The organism is Nocardioides bruguierae (assembly GCF_023656415.1).
Lineage (GTDB): Bacteria > Actinomycetota > Actinomycetes > Propionibacteriales > Nocardioidaceae > Nocardioides > Nocardioides bruguierae.
The window spans coordinates 137358-152114 of sequence record NZ_JAMOIL010000002.1; the positions used below are offsets into that span (position 1 = coordinate 137358).

Annotated in this window: 13 protein-coding genes; 5 read left to right on the top strand and 8 right to left on the bottom strand. The window is 76.4% G+C overall.

All coding sequences use genetic code 11. The features are described 5' to 3' along the window. Nucleotides 1-84: 84 nt before the first annotated feature. The 5 genes from M8330_RS03095 to M8330_RS03115 all read right to left on the bottom strand — a co-directional run bounded on the left by M8330_RS03095 (nt 85) and on the right by M8330_RS03115 (nt 5536). A complete protein-coding gene (locus M8330_RS03095) occupies nt 85-444 on the bottom strand; it encodes a DUF5994 family protein (protein WP_308195966.1) in 360 nt (119 codons plus the stop codon). 97 nt (nt 445-541) lie between these two features. Further along, complete coding sequence (locus M8330_RS03100) at nt 542-2875, bottom strand: glycosyltransferase (RefSeq protein WP_250826147.1); 2334 nt, start codon at nt 2873-2875, stop codon at nt 542-544. Between the two features lie 62 nt (nt 2876-2937). Next, nucleotides 2938-4341 (bottom strand): sensor histidine kinase, encoded by a 1404-nt coding sequence (locus M8330_RS03105; protein WP_250826148.1) that lies wholly within the window; start codon nt 4339-4341, stop codon nt 2938-2940. Further along, nucleotides 4341-5021 (bottom strand): response regulator transcription factor, encoded by a 681-nt coding sequence (locus M8330_RS03110; RefSeq protein WP_250052800.1) that lies wholly within the window; start codon nt 5019-5021, stop codon nt 4341-4343. Before M8330_RS03110 ends, M8330_RS03105 begins: the two co-directional genes overlap by 1 nt. 38 nt (nt 5022-5059) lie before the next feature. Further along, nucleotides 5060-5536, bottom strand: a complete 477-nt coding sequence (locus M8330_RS03115; RefSeq protein WP_250826149.1) for a DUF2231 domain-containing protein — start codon at nt 5534-5536, stop codon at nt 5060-5062. Between the two features lie 142 nt (nt 5537-5678). Here M8330_RS03115 and M8330_RS03120 point away from each other — a divergent pair, with 142 nt between their 5' ends. Genes M8330_RS03120 through M8330_RS03135 form a run of 4 tightly spaced genes read left to right on the top strand, consistent with a single transcriptional unit; the run spans nt 5679 to nt 10449 of the window. Next, a complete protein-coding gene (locus M8330_RS03120; RefSeq protein WP_250826150.1) occupies nt 5679-6782 on the top strand; it encodes a lysylphosphatidylglycerol synthase domain-containing protein in 1104 nt (367 codons plus the stop codon). Next, the gene (locus M8330_RS03125; protein WP_250826151.1) at nt 6779-7996 is read left to right on the top strand and encodes a glycosyltransferase family 4 protein; all 1218 of its coding nucleotides are present in this window, start codon (nt 6779-6781) and stop codon (nt 7994-7996) included. Before M8330_RS03120 ends, M8330_RS03125 begins: the two co-directional genes overlap by 4 nt. Further along, complete coding sequence (locus M8330_RS03130) at nt 7993-8856, top strand: PIG-L deacetylase family protein (RefSeq protein ID WP_250826152.1); 864 nt, start codon at nt 7993-7995, stop codon at nt 8854-8856. The genes M8330_RS03125 and M8330_RS03130 overlap by 4 nt, the downstream gene beginning before the upstream one ends. Nucleotides 8857-8865: 9 nt before the next feature. Next, nucleotides 8866-10449, top strand: coding sequence for a hypothetical protein (locus M8330_RS03135; RefSeq protein WP_250826153.1), 1584 nt, complete (start codon nt 8866-8868; stop codon nt 10447-10449). A 335-nt stretch (nt 10450-10784) separates the two neighbouring features. Here M8330_RS03135 and M8330_RS03140 read toward each other — a convergent pair whose 3' ends face one another. The 3 genes from M8330_RS03140 to M8330_RS03150 are packed head-to-tail and all read right to left on the bottom strand — an operon-like array spanning nt 10785 to nt 14281. Beyond that, nucleotides 10785-11588, bottom strand: a complete 804-nt coding sequence (locus tag M8330_RS03140) for an aminotransferase class IV (RefSeq protein ID WP_250826154.1) — start codon at nt 11586-11588, stop codon at nt 10785-10787. Nucleotides 11589-11595: 7 nt separating this feature from the next. Continuing rightward, nucleotides 11596-12936, bottom strand: coding sequence for a UDP-N-acetylmuramoyl-L-alanine--D-glutamate ligase (murD, locus tag M8330_RS03145; protein WP_250826155.1), 1341 nt, complete (start codon nt 12934-12936; stop codon nt 11596-11598). After that, on the bottom strand, nt 12926-14281 hold the full coding sequence (locus M8330_RS03150) for a MurL-like N-terminal domain-containing (RefSeq protein ID WP_250826156.1): 1356 nt from the start codon (nt 14279-14281) through the stop codon (nt 12926-12928). Before M8330_RS03150 ends, murD begins: the two co-directional genes overlap by 11 nt. A gap of 60 nt (nt 14282-14341) precedes the next feature. Between M8330_RS03150 and M8330_RS03155 the strand changes: the two genes are divergently transcribed. Beyond that, nucleotides 14342-14746 (top strand): hypothetical protein, encoded by a 405-nt coding sequence (locus M8330_RS03155; RefSeq protein ID WP_250052818.1) that lies wholly within the window; start codon nt 14342-14344, stop codon nt 14744-14746. The last annotated feature ends 11 nt before the right edge of the window (nt 14747-14757 follow it).

A 14757-nucleotide genomic window follows, 5' to 3' on the forward strand; every position in this document is an offset into this window, starting at 1 on the left:
GAGCGTCACGGACGCGGAGGATCCTGGCGCAACCGGGTGAACAACGGGTGCCGGCGAGGCGACCCGGCGTGTCCGACCCGTCGCTCAGACCGCCGAGGTGGTCATGCTGGCTGCTGCCTCGGCGGGCGAGGCGTCGGGCGGCACCACGCGCAGGTGGTAGCGCCGGCCCTCGAGAGTGGTGACCACGAGCGTGCGCGTGTCGTCCATGGGGAAGCACCCCGTCTTCACGCGTCCGCCGCGGATGGGTACCGACCGCGGCCGGTCGTCCCAGTCAGGGGGTGAGAAGAGCACGCGGACGATGCGACTGCCGTCCTCGGGCCACTGGTCGAACAGGTCCGGGAGCGCCTCGGCCAGCGAGCGACCGGAGGGCCACCACACTCCCGTCGCTCGTGAGGGCGTCCCCTCGTGCAGGACCAGACGGACGGGATCGGGCTGCGAGGTCACTCGCCACCACCTCGTGGTTGCTGCCGGACCAGGATCAAGGATGAACCGGACGCCTGCAGTCGTGCTGCGAGCCTACGTCGGTGCACCTGAGCGGAGGTCAGCCGTCGAGCCGGTACACGGACCAGTCGCCCTCGGTGTCGACCAGCCGGTAGCGGGAGGCCAGGACCCTGTCGGCAGTGGTGGCGTCCACGCCCCAGGTCGCGATGTCGGTCCCGGTGGTCACGACCCAGGTCGGGCTGTCGTCGCGCAGGACGGCGGTCAGCTCGGTCAGCCCGGGGTCGCGCACCCGCGCCGGCAGGCTCCACAGCTCCTCGTACGGACTGGTGAGCCCGACGCCGTGCAGCAGCTGCGGGTCGCCGAAGGCGGTGACACCGGTGTCCCCCGGGCGGGCGTGCGCCGCGAGGTAAGCGGTCACGGCCGTCTCCGAGGTGGGTCGGTGCGTCATCACCGTCGCGATCGGCAGCGCCACCATGGTCACCACGGCGGCGTAGGCGACCACGCCCACGAGGGCGCGCCGTGCCCAGCCCGGCTCCTGGACCTGCGGCCGCTGCTCGACGACCACGGCCGCGCACAGCAGCAGCCCCGGGATCGTCCCGACCAGGTAGTGGTGCCAGTAGCTGCCGCCGAGCAGGACGCCGAGCGTCTCCCAGCCCGTCACCACCAGCGCGAGCAGGCCCAGCGGCACGCCTCCCCGAACGGGGCGCACCCGGGACGTCGCGCTCGCCGCCACGGCCAGCAGCGGCAGCAGCACCGCTCCGCTGGCGACCGCTGCCAGCAGCAGCGCCCGCGCGCGGGCCGGGGTGGCCGACGAGGCCGAGGAGGAGATGACGGCGGACGCCTGCAGCCGGAACGTGACCACGGCCTCCCACAGGCCGGCGGGGTCGGTGCCGCGCCAGGCCGCGACGGCCAGCAGCGCCCCGAGGGTCACCAGGAGGGCCGCGCCGCAGGCCAGCAGCCCGCGCAGCGCCGCACGCCGGTGGCCGCGGGAGGCCAGGACGAGGAGGGAGACCGCGGCGGCCAGGGCGACGCCCAGCATGTTCTGCTTCACCGCCGGCGCGGCGACGGCGCAGACGCCCGTGAGCAGCCACCACCCGACCGACGTCGTCCGCGACCGGGCGCTCCAGGTGCGGACGACGGCCAGCAGCCCCGCCAGCACGAACGGCAGCGCGAGCAGCTCGCCGTCGACCTGGTCGGCACCGAACAGGGGGCTGGTCACGAGCGCGGCCGTCAGCGTGGCCAGGAGCAGGGGCAGCAGCCGGGCCGTGCCGGCGCGGCGGTCTCGAGGCTCCTCGCCCGTCTCCGGTGGTCGAGGTGCGAGGCCGGCCACGGCCGAGCCTCGAGACCGCCGCGCCAGCGCTGCCCCCAGCGCGCCGGCGAGGACGACGGCAGCCGCGGCCCAGACGAGGCCGAGCAGTCGGAGGGCGATCGTCTCCCCCAGCCACCCGCCGCCGGCCGTGCCGAGCAGGTGGGCGAGCCCGAAGATCGCGACGATCAGCGGAGGCCGGTCGACCCAGTAGTCGCCGTAGAGCGAGGAGCCCGGCGACCACTGGGCCGCGACCATGAGGAACCCGCCCTCGTCGGAGGTGAGGGCGGTGGTGAGGAACGGCAGGCGGGCCAGGGCCGTGAGCACCGCGAGCACGCCCACCCACACCGCCACGGGCACGGACGCCGCGCCCCAGCCGGCGATCAGCCGGACGGCCTCGAGCGCCGTCCGAACGCTCATCTTGGAGTCGCCCTCGGTGCGGTCGACGAAGGTGATCGGGTGCTCGACGACGCGCAGGCCGGCCCGTTCGGCGTGCCAGGTGTTCTCGACCTGGAAGCCGTAGCCGTCGGCGCGGCTGGTCAGCACGCCGGTGCGGCGGACGGCGTCGGCCGTCCAGGCGCGGAAGCCGGCCGTGGCGTCGTGCGTGCACAGGCGCAGCACGCCGCGCGCGTAGAGGTTGGCGGCCCCCGACAGCGCACGACGCTGCCACGGCCAGCCCTCGGTCCCGCCGCCGGCGACGTAGCGGGAGCCGATGACGACGTCCGCCTCCCCCGCGGCCAGGCGGGCGAGCATCGCAGGCACGGCCGCGGCCGGGTGCGAGCCGTCGGCGTCGAGCTGGACGACGGCGTCGTAGCCGGCCTCCAGCGCCGCCGCGAACCCGGCCCGGTAGGCCGCGCCCAGACCCTCGCGGCCGGTGCGGGAGAGCAGCCGGACGCGGTCGTCGAGGTCCGCCCGGGCCAGCACCCGATCACCGGTGCCGTCGGGGCTGGAGTCGTCGACGACCAGCACGTCCAGGCTGGTGCCGTCGGGCAGGTCGAGGCCGAGCAGCCGGTCGAGCACGGTGTCGACGGTCGCGGCCTCCTGGTAGGTGGGGACGACGGCGACGGCGCGGGTCGTGCGCGTCCCGCCCGTGGCCGGTCTGCGTGCTTCCGTGCTGGTCGTCGTCACCCCTCGAACCTGCCTCGCCGAGCCTGCACGTCACCTGACCGCCCGGGTGAGCGGCGGTCGGTTCAGGGCTCGCGCACGCTCGCGCGGCCGGGCAGCGTGACGCGGAACACCGCACCCGTGGCCGCTCCGGCCACCGCTCCTCCGCGTTCCCGCGCGCCGTCCGGGCCCGGGCGGAGCAGCACATCGCCGCCGGCCGAGCGGGCGACGCGGCGCGCCAGCGGCAGGCCCAGGCCGGCTCCTCCGCTGCCGGAGCGCCCCGGCGTGAACAGGTCGGCCGCCACGTCCGCGTCGACACCCGTGCCGTCGTCCGCGACGTCGAGGTGCACGCGGCCGGGCTCGACCGTCGCCGTCACCACGACCTGCGAGCCGTGCCGGTCCGCGTTGGCCAGCACCGGTGCCAGCGCCCGGACCGCCAGCTCGTGCGGCACGTCGAGCACGAGGCCGTCGGGCAGGTCCAGGGTCGTGGCGGCGGTGAGGACGTAGCGGCGCACCGCGTCCTCGAGCACCTGCCGTGCGGGCACGACGGCGTCGAGGCCGGACGCCTGGGCACGTGCGACGTCGAGGAGCACGGTGATGGTGGCCCCCATCGTGCGCGCGGCCAGCAGGATGTCGTCGAGGTCCTCGCGCAGCTGCTCGTCGAGGTCGTTGCGGGCCGCGGCCAGCTCGGCGGTGACCTGGAGGCTGGTCAGCGGCGTGCGGAGCTCGTGCGCGAGCTCGGCGGTGAGCCGTTGCTCGGCCAGGATCGCCTGGGCGACCCGCTCCAGCAGGGCGTCGAGGGTGTGCCCGAGCGCCCGGATCTCGTTGGTCGGCGCGCCCAGGTCGAAGCGGCGGTGCAGCTCGTGCTCGCTCCACTTCTCCGCGGTGCGCGCCATGTCGGCCACCGGGGCCAGGGCCCGGCCGCTCGCCCAGGCCGCCACCCCCGCGGCCAGCAGCACCAGGACGACGGCCGCCGTCGCCGAGACGACGAACGCGACGCCCTCCTCCGACTCGTACGGCGCCCTCGGCTCGGAGACCACGAGCACGGCCTGGCCCGCGTCGGTGTCGAAGGGCGTGGCCAGCACGCTGTAGTGGTCACCCAGGTCGACCTGCCGGGTGGCGGTCTCCTCGGAGAGCTCGGCGAAGACCTTCTTCAGCGACGGCGGCACCGAGCCGGCCACCCGCGTGCCGTCCTCGTCGTAGACGACGACGCCCGGGTCCAGCAGTGCCTCGGGCACCACGAGTCCCGCCTCGGCCGAGGACGTGGCCTGCACGGAGGCGATCACGGCGGCGGAGCGGTCGGTGAGCACGCGGTCGACGGTGCTGCTGGTCGACAGGTCCAGCACGAGCTGGAGGACGAGCACCAGCACGACCCCGACCAGCACGGCGACCGAGGCCGCCAGGGCGACCACCTGGCCACGCAGGCCCAGACTGCGCAGGCCAGGACGACGCAGGCGCCGCGGCAGCAGCCGGGCCGGGGACGGCCCCATCAGGCGACGGCCCCCTGCTCGCGGGCGGTGAAGCCGACCCCGCGCACCGTCTCGATCCGCACGGGCGACCCGACGGACTCCAGCTTCGCCCGGATCTTGCGGAGGAAGGAGTCGATCGTGTTCTCACTGACCTCGGCGCCGTCCGGCCAGGCCGCGGCGACGACCGTCCGACGCCGCACGACCTCGCCGGGCCGGGACAGGATCGCCGCCAGCATCCGGAACTCGGTGGGGCTCAGCAGCACCTGGCCGGCCTCGGTGCGCACGGCGTGCGCGACGGCGTCGAGGGTGAGGCCGCCGACCACGGCGCGGCCACCCGTGCCTCGTCGCACCAGCACGTCCAGCCGCGCCAGAAGCTCGGCCAGGCCGAACGGCTTGACCAGGTAGTCGTCGGCCCCGGCGGCGAAGCCGGAGAGCAGGTCGTGGGTGCCGCCCAGCGCGGTGAGGAACAGGACGGGGGCGTGCTGCCCGGCCGCCTTGAGCGCCGTGACGACGTCGCGACCGTCCGCGTCGGGCAGGCCGATGTCCATCACCAGCGCCTCCAGCGGGCAGTCCGCGCCGAGCAGCGTCAGTGCCTCGCGTCCGTCGTGGGCGACGACGGTCTCGTGACCCGCCTCGCGCAGGCCGCGGACGAGCACCTTGCGGATGGCGGGGTCGTCCTCGCAGACACCGATGGTGGCCACCGGTCCTCCTCTCCTCCCCGGCACCGGGCCGAGGTGTCTCAGCGGGTCGACGCGGACGCGACCTCGTCGCCCCACACCGCCCTCGCGCCGGACTCCCCGACACGGTAGACCTGCACGGCCGTGGCGAGCGCGACCAGCACGGTGAGCACGGCCACCGCAGTCGGCAGCCAGCCCGGCCCGGGCGTGGCGGCCCCGGTCGCGCGCCGGCGTCCGAGCAGGACCACGGCGATCGTGAGCACGAGCAGCGGGAGCGCGAACCAGATCAGCTGGTCGCCCAGCTCGGCGTGCTCGCCGGGATCTCCGACGCGGCGCTCGAGCGCCTCGCCGCTGGAGGTCGCCACCGGCACCAGCACGGTGGCGACCGCGGCCACGGCCACCACCAGCCAGCCGACACGGTGCGCCCAGGCCGGGCGCACCGCCACCGCGATGGCGCCGAGGACGGCGAGGGGCAGCAGCACGACGACCGCGTGCACCACGAGCGGGTGGACGGGCAGTCCGTTGACGAGGTCGAGCACGGGCGCTCCTGGCGTGGGTCGGCTGCCGCGGGTCGTGCGGCTGCGGTGGGTCGGTCAGCCCCACGGTGCGGTGCCGCACCTGCACGCGACCTGACCGTCGGTGGTCAGGTGCCGTGCAGGGGCTCGGCAGGAGCGTCGAGGCATGACCCACCCCGCCGCTCCCCTCCCCACCGGCCGGCAGCCCGCCCAGGTGCCTCCCGTCGACCGGCCGCCCGCCGGCTGGGCCCTGCTGCGTCACGGCCTGCCGGCAGCGCTTGGCATCGCTGCCGTCGCCCTGCTCGCCCCGCGACTGGCCGGTGTGCCCTGGGCGTCGGTGCTGGGCGTGGTCACGGGCGTGCCGGCCCTCTGGCTTGTCGCCCTCGTCCTCCTGTGGGCGGCAGGCCTTGCTGCGCACACGGTCACGCTGACGGCCGCGATGCCGGGTCTCACCCACCGCCGGGCGGCGACGCTCAGCCTGACCGGCAGCTTCGTCGCGAACGTGCTGCCGCTGGGTGGCGCCGCGGGGGTCGCGGCGAACTCGATGGTGGCCCGCCGTTGGGGCTTCTCCGGTCACGACGTGGCGGCCTACACGGTCGTCACGAACGTCTGGGACGTCCTCGCCAAGCTGCTGGTCGCCGCCGTCGCCGCTCTCTACGTGCTGCAGGCGGGGCTGGCACTGCCCGGCCTCGGGCTGGTCGGCGGGGTGGCGGGCGGTCTCGTCGTGGTCGTCGGCGCGCTGCTCGCCTCCGACGCGCTCACCCGCCAGCTCGCGACGGTCCTGGACGCCGCCGAGCGGCTGCTCCTGCGTCGGTCCGGGCCCCGTGTCGGCGCGGCCGTCCTGCGCACGCGTCGCACCGCCGCCGCGACCGCACGCCGGCGCTGGGCCGGGCTCAGCGTCGGGATGCTCGGCTACACCGCGCTGCTGGCCCTGCTCCTGGCCCTGTGCCTGCACGTCGCCGGTGCCGGCGTCCCGCTGGTCGGTCTGGCAGCCGGCTTCGCCGTCGAGCGGGTGCTCACCCTGGCGGCCCTCACCCCGGGTGGCCTTGGCCCCGTGGAGCTGGGGCTGACCACGGTGCTCGTCGCCGCGGGCGGGGCCCCCGTCGGGGTGGTCGCCGGCGTCCTGCTCTACCGGCTGCTGACGTTCGCGCTGGAGATCCCGGTGGGCGGCGCGTGGCTGGCCGGGTGGTGGTGGACCACCGGCCGCCGCTCGGCCGCGCCGGCCCGCGACGGGCTCGCGCTGGCCGCGGGCGAGGGGAGCTCCCGATGACCGCCTGGAACGGCCCGACCGGCCGGAGCCTCTGGCACGTCGCCGACAGCTACGCCCCGAAGGTGGGCGGCATCGAGACGCACGTCGCGGCCCTGGCCGCGCACCAGGTCGCCGCGGGGCACCGGGTCCGCGTCGTCACCCTGGCCCCCGCGGGCGACACCGCCACGAGTCCGCAGGACGGCGTCGAGGTCACCCGGCTCGCCGCCGGCGAGACCGGCCTCTCCTTCGCGGGGCTCGCCGGCCTGGTCGACCACCTGCGGCACCGGCTGCGGCACGACCGCCCCGACGTCGTCCACGTGCACGCCTCGGTGCTCTCACCGCTCGCGGCCGCCGCCATCCGGGCCGCGCACGAGGAGCGGGTGCCCGCCCTGGTGACCGTCCACTCGCTGTGGGCCGACCTCGGGCCCCTGCCCTGGCTGGTGCGGCACGGGCTGCGCCTGCACGAGACCGACACCGTGTGGAGCGCGGTGAGCCGGGTCGCCGCCGACGCCGTCGCGCCGCTCGCGGCACCGCGCGAGGTGCACGTGCTGCCGAACGCCGTCGACCCCGACGCCTGGACGTCGCTGGCGGCCGCGGCCCTGGCCCGCACGTCCTCCCCCGAGGCCGACCCCGACCCCGACCGTGCCCTGCACCTCGTCGCCGTCATGCGGCTGACGCGGGTGAAGCGGGCCGTGCCGCTGGTCGAGGTGCTGCACCGCGTCCGGGAGCAGGTGCCCGCCGTGGTGCCCCTGCGCGCCACGATCGCCGGCGACGGGCCCCAGCGCCGGGGTGTGGAGGCGCGGCTGCGCAGGCACGGGATGGACTGGGTGTCCCTGCCCGGCTCGCTCGACCGGCCGGCCGTGCGCGCGTTGCTGGCCGACGCCGACGTCTTCCTGGCCCCCGCCCACCGCGAGTCCTTCGGCATCGCCCCGCTCGAGGCACGCTCCTCCGGGGTGCCCGTCGTCGCCCCGGCAGCCTCGGGCGTCACCGAGTTCCTCCAACCGGGTCTGGAGGGCCTGCTCGCCTCCGACGACATCGACATGGCCGCCCAGGTGACCCGGTTGTGCACCGACCCCGCGCTGCGCGCACGGATGGTGCACCACGACGCCACCACGCCGCCGGCCTTCGACTGGCAGCGGGCGCGGCAGGGCGCCGACGTCCTGTACGCACGGGCCGCTGCCCTGGTCGGGGTGCCCCTGCCGGCGGCTCCCCTGCTGCTGGAGGTGGGGCGGTGAGCACGCTGGTGTCGTTGCACGCCCACCCCGACGACGAGGCGCTGTGGACCGGCGGCACCCTGGCCGGCGCGGCGGCCGCCGGGCACCGGGTCGTGCTGGTGGTGGCCACCGACGGGGAGGCCGGGCTGGCCGACGCCGGGCTCGCCCACGGTCTGGGCCGACTGCGACTGGCCGAGCTGGACCGGTCCGCAGCCGCCCTCGGGGTCGCGCGCATCGTCCGGCTCGGGCACCGCGACAGCGGCTCCGGCACCCCGACGGCCGGCGGGTTCGCGACGCTCCCGGTTGCCCGGGTGGCCGAGCAGGTGGCCGCCGTCCTCCGCGAGGAGGGTGCCGACCTGCTGACCTCCTACGACGCCGCCGGCGGCTACGGCCACCCCGACCACGTGCAGGTCAACAGGGTGGCACGCACCGCGGTCGCGCTGCTGGGGGCGGACGCGCCTCGACTGCTGGAGGCCACGGTGGAGCGCGAGCGGGTCCTGCCCGTCGCACGCCTGCTGCGGGCCGCGGGGCGGGTGCTCCCGGTGCCGCGCGTGCCGGACCTGACCGACGCCTTCACGCCGCGGTCGCGGATCACCCACCGCCTCGACGTCCGCGACCAGCTGCCCGCCAAGCTGAGCGCCCTCGAGGCGCACGGGAGCCAGCGCACGGGCGGTCCCCGGACGGCGGCGCTGCTGCTGGGCCTGCCCGGCCCGCTGCAGCGCCGCGTGCTGGGTCGCGAGTGGTTCGCCGAGTGGGTGCCGGGCGGGGTCAGCGTGCCCGACCACCCCTGGGGCGACCCCTGGCAACCGGTCGAGTCCGCCTCGTGTCGGGGCCGTAAAGACTTCCTTGTTGGGGATTCGGACCGGCCCGTGCAGCGCTAGCGTCAGCCCGTGAGCACGCAGCGGCGGTCCGCCTCGCGGCACCTGGTGCTGCGGGACGAGACCCCGTTGGCCGGGCGCGCGATCGACGTGCGGGCCCGGGTGGGGTGGACGGCACGGATGGCCCGGCTCCTGCACGGCGCACCGCAGCTGCGGGTCGTGGGCGGCGACCTGGGCGTCTCCGCCAGCACCCTGCACCGCCTGGAGACCGGCGAGCTGCGCGACGGCACCCTGCTGCGCGCCTACGAGGAGCGCTTCGGCCTCGCCGGCGGGGCGCTGCGCGGGGCGATCGGCGCCACCTGCCGCACCTTCCCGCGCGAGAGCCAGTCCGACCGCCGCCCCACCTTGGGGCCGTCGACCGTGGAGCACGTCTCCGCGCTGACCGAGGGCCTGCTCGACGCCCTGCGCCGCTCGGACGGTGGCCGCGCCGCGCCCCTGGCCGGGGCCGGCGCCTGGCTGGACTGGGCGGCCGCCCTGGCCAGGCCGGAGTCCCTGGGCCTGCCCGAGTCGATCGCCCTGGACCTGCTCGACCACCTCGCCGACGAGATGGGCCGCGCGGTCGGCCCCGGGTACCCGACGCGCTACGAGGCGCTGTCGCTGATGCGGTGCGGGCCCTACGGACACCTCGTGGTCGAGGTCGCCCGCCGGCTCGTGGCCGACCCGGACGTGCAGGTCCTCGCCGACCTGATGAGTGCCGTGGGCGAGCACGTCGACGACGCCGGCCTGTCCTGGTGCGGCACGCTCCTGCACGACCCGCGTGGCCGGGTGGTCGAGAGCGCCGTGCTGTCGCTGTGCAACATGGCGATCATCGGCGACCCCGAGCGGGTCTGGGGCCACGTCCTCGCGCCGCTGCTCGCCGCCTTCGACCAGGCCGAGCCGGGCTCGACCGCCCACGAGTGGCTCTCGCACGCCCTGCGCTCCCTCCCGCCCGTGCTCGTGGACGAGGCCCGCCCCTCGGTCCGCCGCCGCCTGGCCCCGTCTCCCCCGACCGACTTCGAGCCGGGTGAGGCCCTGCGCGAGACCCGGGCGGCGCAGTGCGACCGGGCCGCGCACCGGATCACCGAGGGCCTCGGGCTGGAGGAGCAGCCCGTGCTCTCCCGGCTGCTCTACGACGTGAGCACCCCCGCCCACGAGGAACGGGCCGTCACCAGCTACATGCTGCTCGGCGTGCACCCGGAGATCGCCGGCCCCGCGGCCGCCGCGCTCCTGGCCCAGGCCCAGGCCGAGCCCGACCCCGTCCTCCAGCGGCGGACGACCCGGCGGCTCGCCGGGGCGCGGCTCGGGGCCGACGTCCCGGACCTCTCGGCGTGGCTCGACCACCCCGACCCGCGCCTGCAGGGCGTGGCGGTGCGGCTCCGGGCCCAGACCGGCACCTCGCCGAGCGCGCCGTGGGCGCGGGCCGACGGCATCGACGACCTCAACCCCGCACTGGCCGACGCCCTCGTCGGTGCCTGGGGACTGGCCGGCGACGCCCCGTCCCGCGCGGCGCTGGGCGAGCTGGCCCTGACCGGCGGCACCCGCGCCGGGGCGGCCCGGTGGTGGCTGGCCCGCGGCGCCCGCGTGCACGACGGGTGTTCCACGGCCCGCGAGACCTGAAACCGCAGGCCACGAGGCCGCGCCGCGGCCTAGGTTCGGCAGCGTCCGGGCAGGCCCACGGGCCGGCTCCCTGGGAGGGGACACCGGACGGACACCGACCACGCCTCTGCGGGGGCAGCAGCGGGGCTGCCACCGTGCAGCCGCCTTGGCGGGCTGCTGCTGCCCACGCACGGCACGGGACGACGTCGCCGCGCTCGGGCTCCGGGCGGAGCGCGGCGACGTGCCGGGCGGGTCGGTCCGTCCACCGTCACGGACGAGGCCCGGCCGGGCGGTCGAGCACCGGGTGCCACATGGGGGCACCGCGGGGCTCCCGCCGGGTCGGGTCGGACACCGCCTCAGACGGGCCGGCGTCGCAGGCCCGCGTACGCCTGGGCGACGGCGGTGAGCAGGTCCTCCTCGACGCGCAGGCGCGTGCCGTCCACAGCCGTGACGGGGCGGTGCGGCTGGGTCGCGTTGACGGCCAGCACCAGGTCCGCCTCGGCGAGCTCGGCCGACGTCACGGGCCGCGCCACGAGCGCGCGGCCCAGGGCCTCCACCGCCGGCCGCAGGTGCTGCACCGTGGTGCTCGGCAGCACCGGCCCGTCCGGCGTCGCGACCTCACCGCCACGCCACACCAGCACCGACCAGGTGGCGCCCTCCAGCACCTGCTCGCCGTCGACGAGCAGCACGTCGTCGTGCCCGGCGAGCCGGGCCTCGCGCCGCAGCAGCAGGGTGCCGACGAGGTCGGTGGACTTCACCTCCGGCAGCGCACGCCGGTGCGCACGCGTGGCCACGGCGATCCCGTTCGCCCGGGTGGACGACGGCGGACCGGCCGGCCGTGTGCTGACCAGCACGCGGCAGCCCCGGGCCGTCTCGGGCGCGGCCAGGCTGAAGGCGGCCGGGTACAGGGTGACGCGCACGGTGACCCGTGCCTCCGCTCCCCCCAGCCGCCCGAGGTGGGCCCGCACGAGCCCCGTCACGTGGTCGGGGTCGAGCACGTGGCCCCAGAGCCGGGCGGCGTCGCGGTGGAGGCGGGCGAGGTGGTCCTCCCAGCCGAGCACCGTGCCGTCGTCCACGACGAGGGTGGTGAAGACGCCGTAGGGGTAGAGCGCCAGGTCGGCGGGCACGGCGTCGACCGGCGCACCGTCGAGCGTGAGCACCGCCGGCTCAGCCCTGCGCGGCGACGCGGAAGGCGGCGGAGCGCTCCTCGTAGCTGGCGAACTCGTCGAAGCTGGGCGCGCCGGGCGAGAGCAGGACGACGTCGGTGCTGGCCGGCCCGGCCGGGCCGGTGGGGTCGTGCAGGGCCGCGACGGCGCCGGCCCAGGTGCCGGCGAGGTGGGTGTGGCGGACGGCGGGGCCGCCCTCCTCCACCCAGCGGGTGCCGGCCGGGCCGATCGCGAGCACCCGCACGTCGTCGCCGGCCGGGCCGGCGAGGTGGGTGCGCAGCGGGCTCATGTCGAGGCCGCGGTCGGCGCCGCCGAGCACCAGCGCGACGCGCTGACCGGCGAAGGAGCCGAGCGCGGCGACGACCGCCTCGGGGGCGGTGGCGAGGCTGTCGTCCACCCAGCGGCGGCCGTCGGCGGACGCGATGGTCTCCAGGCGGTGCGCCAGCGCGGCGAACGTGGTCGTGGCGGCGAGGACGGCCGGACGCTGCTCCTCGGGCAGGTCGAAGCCGAGCGCCACCGCGGTGAGGGCGAGAGCGACGTTGACGAGGTTGTGCCGGCCGTGGACCTGGAGGTCGGCCGCGGCCACGGTGCCGACGCCGCTCCACCGCACCGCCTCGTCCGTGACCGTGATGCCGGCGTCCGCCGGGGTGACCAGCACGGTGTCCTCCCCGACGGCCGCGCGCACCCGTTCGGCAAGGTCGTCGTGGGCGTGCGGCAGGACGACGAGCTCGGTGCCGTGGGCGAGGAGGTTGAGCTTGTCGGCGGCGTAGGCCTCGAACCCGCCGTGCCAGGGCAGGTGCTCGGGGTAGAGGCAGGTCACCACGGCGACGCGGGGCGAGGACGACAGCTCGGCGGCCTGGTAGCTGGAGACCTCGGTGACGGCGATCTCGCTGGCGCTCGCGTCGTCGGCCGTGACGGGCGTGCCGCCGTTGCCGACCAGGGAGGCGGTGCGGCCGGCGGCCTCCAGGAGGTGCCGCACGATGGCCGAGGTCGTGCTCTTGCCCTTGGTGCCGGTGACGCCGACGACCCGGTCGGGGTCGGCCGAGAGCCACAGGTCGGTGAGCGAGGTGACCGCGACGCCCGCCTGCCTCAGCGCCACGTACTCGGGCGAGGTGTGCGGGACGCCCGGCGACTTCACCACCACGTCGGCGGCCAGCATCCTGGCGAGGCCCGCCTCGCCGGTGGCGGTGAGGTCGGCTAGGTCGGCCGGGGCCTCGCCCCCGGTGACGGCGTAGCCGACGACGTCGACGCCGCGGCCGGTCAGCTCGGCGTGGGCGGCGCGGCCCTCGCGCCCGGTGCCCCACACGACGACGGCACGGCCGGCCAGGTCCTCATACCGCACGGGCGACGTCCTCGAGGTCGGGCGTGAGCGCGTGCTCGCCCTCGCGGAAGGCGAGGACGGCCTCGGCGTCGCCCGGCGCCGCGTGCAGCGCGACGACCTCGGGCTCGGCCAGGAACGGGTGGCCCGCCCAGTCGGGCTTCTCGGTGACCAGCGAGAGCGCGACGCGGCACTCGTCGGGCTCGCCGACGCACTCCAGCGGCTTGACCAGGCCCTCCTTGCCGAGCAGCTCCAGGAAGCCGGCGTAGCGGTCGGCGTGGTCCAGCGCCTCGGCGAACAGGTCGCGCCCGCCGAAGACCGCCTCGAGGTCGGCGCGCGGCATGAAGGGGCTCAGGCAGAGGAACACGAAGCGGCACTTCGGGCACTCACCGCACCAGGAGGTGCGGTCGGCCTCGGTGAGCTTGAAGGCGCGGTTGCAGCTGGTGAAGACCGGGTGGTACGCGGTGCGGGTGGCGAACCGGCGCGCGATGCGCAGCTCGGTGACCGGGCGCAGCAGCGAGACGTAGCGGGGCGCGCCGGCGGGCAGGGCACCGCGCAGCAGCCGCTCGAACTCCAGGCCCTTCGACCACTGGTGGTTGACCTCGACGCCGTGCCAGTCGATGTTGCCGAACGAGGCGCTGGCCTCGTTGCTGAACGCGACCGTGTCGAAGCCGAGCGCCAGCGCCGTGAGGAGCCCGACGAGGCTGTTGACCGCCGTCACCGGCACGTGCCCGTTGGGCGCGCCCTCGGCGTTGAGCCGGAACAGCTCGGGGTCGAGCTTGCGGCGGGCGGTGTGCAGCGGCAGCTGCGCCACCCGGGCCGTGGCCTCGATGGGGGCGTAGCTGTTGACCGAGAACAGGCCGACCTCGTAGCCGGCCTCGCGCAGCGCCTCGATGGAGACCACCGAGTCCTTGCCCCCGCCGACCGGCACCAGGACCTTCCGCGGGGTCGCTTCGTCCACCCAGGGCTGCGCGACCGGTGCGGCCGCCGGGGCGTCGATCGGCGTCTCGAAGACGGCCGGGAGGTCGTTGACGTAGGCGAACTCGCCCAGTCCGTGGCGGGTGACCTCACGCAGGAAGGTGCGCTCGACGGTGGTCAGGCCGCCGGGCACGCTGATGGTGCCGGGCGCGAACGCCTTGAAGTAGCTGAGCGACGCGGCGAGCGAGAGCAGCCGCAGGACGGGGCGCACGACCGCGTCGTCGACGTGCTCGAGGCTGCCGGGCAGCTCGACGGTCTCGGTGAAGCGGGTGAGGGTGCCGTCGTGGCCCGTGCCGACGTAGTCGAGCTCGATGCGGGCGCCGTTCAGCGTCGGCTCGAGGCACTCCAGCCCCGCCGTCGTCCGCTGTGCCTCTTCTGCTGCCGTGACCACGGGGCGGAGTCTACGGAGGACGGAGCGGCCCGGCCGCGTCGACGGCACTACCGTCGTGCCATGAGCACCGCGATGCCCCTGGTCACCGTCGACGAGAGCGGCGGCTGCGCCCTGCCCGCCTCGGTGCCGCCGGGCACCTACGCCGTCGAGATCGCGGACGGGGTGGTCGTGCTCCGCCCGGTCCTCTCCCCGCCCGAGGAGACCGAGCCGACGCCGGTGGTCGTCGCCGACCCGGTGCCCGCCGCGCCGCGCCGGGACTGGGCCGAGGTGCCCGCCGGCACGGTGCTGATCGGGCCGGCCGACGTCGGGCTGGTGGTGATGGACGAGGGCGGGGTGCTCCAGGACGGCAGCACGCCCGGCGAGCACCTGCGTGAGCACCGGATGATCGGCAACGCCTGGCGGCTGTACACGCTGGAGGACGGTCGCAGCGTCGGGCAGGCCTACGACGCCGGCGAGTGGGTCTGAGGGACCGCCTC

What these genes read in the sequence shown, in the direction of transcription:
- M8330_RS03155 (WP_250052818.1), top strand. Translation starts at nt 14,342, where the DNA reads ATGAGCACCGCGATGCCCCTGGTCACCGTCGACGAGAGCGGCGGCTGC.
- M8330_RS03105 (WP_250826148.1), bottom strand. Translation starts at nt 4,341, where the DNA reads ATGGGGCCGTCCCCGGCCCGGCTGCTGCCGCGGCGCCTGCGTCGTCCT.
- M8330_RS03120 (WP_250826150.1), top strand. Translation starts at nt 5,679, where the DNA reads ATGACCCACCCCGCCGCTCCCCTCCCCACCGGCCGGCAGCCCGCCCAG.
- M8330_RS03125 (WP_250826151.1), top strand. Translation starts at nt 6,779, where the DNA reads ATGACCGCCTGGAACGGCCCGACCGGCCGGAGCCTCTGGCACGTCGCC.